The sequence below is a fragment of the Kosakonia sp. HypNH10 genome (assembly GCF_029850615.1).
Lineage (GTDB): Bacteria > Pseudomonadota > Gammaproteobacteria > Enterobacterales > Enterobacteriaceae > Kosakonia > Kosakonia cowanii.
The window spans coordinates 1-1,823 of sequence record NZ_JAOTIU010000019.1; the positions used below are offsets into that span (position 1 = coordinate 1).

Annotated in this window: 2 pseudogenes; one reads left to right on the forward strand and one right to left on the reverse strand. The window is 63.1% G+C overall.

The window, feature by feature from the left end:
- Window positions 1-1,311 (reverse strand): annotated as a pseudogene (locus N7V53_RS22300) (type IV secretion protein Rhs); the annotation flags it as partial.
- A 131-nt stretch (window positions 1,312-1,442) separates the two neighbouring features.
- On the opposite strand from N7V53_RS22300, the pseudogene N7V53_RS22305 reads away from it, so the two are divergent.
- A pseudogene (locus N7V53_RS22305) lies at window positions 1,443-1,823 on the forward strand (integrase); the annotation flags it as partial.

A 1,823-nucleotide genomic window follows, 5' to 3' on the forward strand; every position in this document is an offset into this window, starting at 1 on the left:
ACGACCATACGCCGTCAGCGTGTGCGTCTCCCCACCGTGACGCAGCTGCATCTCCAGCAGGTGCCCGGTGCCGTAGCGAAGGCTGGCCAGCTCGCGCCCGTCCGGGAACCGCGTGCTGCTGAGGTTGCCCAGCGCGTCGTACTCGTACTCAAACTTCCCGCCGTGGTTTTCCTCGCTCACCAGCTCGCCGGCCGCGTTGCGGGTGAATATGAGCACCGCGTCCCACTCAGGCTCCCGCTCTTCCAGCAGCGCTTTGCGCCACTCGGCGCGGGTGGCCCGGCGGATTTCCAGCGACAGCGTGTCGTGGCGGTATTCGGTGCGGTGGTCAGCGGTTTCCCGCACGGTCAGGCGCCCCAGCACGTCATACTCAAACGCGGTGACCAGCGGCGCTTCCTGGCTGCCCGGCTGCGGATGGCGAATCACCTCCGTCACATGGCCCAGCGCGTCGTGACGGTACTCCGTCAGACGGCCCGCGTAGTCCCGCTGGCCCGTCAGCCGGCCCGTGGCGTCATACTCAAACCGCCAGCTCTCGCGGTTCGGGTTAATCAGCGTCGTCAGGTGGCCCAGGCGGTCATAATGCAGGTGCGTCAGGTGGCCCGCCGGGTCGGCGACGCTCACCACCTGTCCGCGCGCGTTGCGCGTGACTTTACGCTCGCGCAGCCCGTCGTCGTCCTGTCCGCACAGCAGCCCGGCGCTGTCATATTCGTAGTGCGTCTCGCGGCCGTCCGCCCGCCGCCAGGTGCGCAGACGCCCCGCCGCGGTGAGCGTCCAGCGGTCGGTGTTGCCTTCGGCATCCCCGGCGCTCAGCGGTCGTCCCGCCGCGTCGTACAGCCGGTGGCTCTGGTTGCCGGAGTAGTCCTCGTCGCGCACCAGCTGCCCGCGCTCGTTCCACCAGAAACGGTGCGTGTTCTCCAGCGCGTCCGTCTGCTTCACCAGGTCGCCCTGCTCGTTCCACTCAAAGCGCGTCACGCCGCCTTTCGGGTCAGTGAGCGAAACCACGTCGCCGCGCGCGTTGTACTCATACTGCCAGGTGGCACCGTCCGGCAGCACTTCCTTCAGCGGGAACGCGAAAGCCGGATGCCAGGTGGTGAACGTGCTGTTGCCGAGCGGGTCGCGCACTTCCGTCAGGTTGCCGTGCTCGTCGTAGCCGTACACCCAGCGGCTGCCGTCCGGCGTGATGGCCGCCTTCAGCAGTTCGGCGTAGCCCGCCCACTCGTAGCGCCACACGCCGCCGTTGCGGTCGGTGAACTCGGTGATGCGGTAGAGGAAATCCCAGCAATGGCGCGTTGAGAAGCCCGCGTCGCAACTCACTGTCGCGCAGCGTTTCGCCTCGTCGGCATCGATGCGTCAGCGCTCCAGCACGTTAACGGCGAAAATCTTGGTTTACATCCCTCCTGTGGTACAGCCGGAGTTAAGTCTTTTTTTACCGCTACACGAGCCCTGTGACTGGAAAACTTGCTCAGATCAAAATTGGCAACTTTCCGCAGACTTCTCTCGCCGCTGCACGACTTAAACTCAACGAGTTAAAACTTCTCCGTCAGGAAGGCCGGCGTCCTGCATCAGGACTCAAGCAGGAAAAGCAACTTCGTGCAATCAAAGCTGAACAGGCCAAAATACCTGAATTAACTGTGCAGGGATTAGTTGAGCTCTACCTGACTGAGCGCATTGAGGACCGCAAAACTAAGGATGGCAAAATCATTCCGGGGGCACGGAAGAAGAAAGGCCAGGATGAAGTGCGCAGAACACTGTATGCCGATGCGGTAGATAAGCTGAGCGATCGTAATGCCGCTGAAATCACACGCAATGACGTGATTACGCTTATT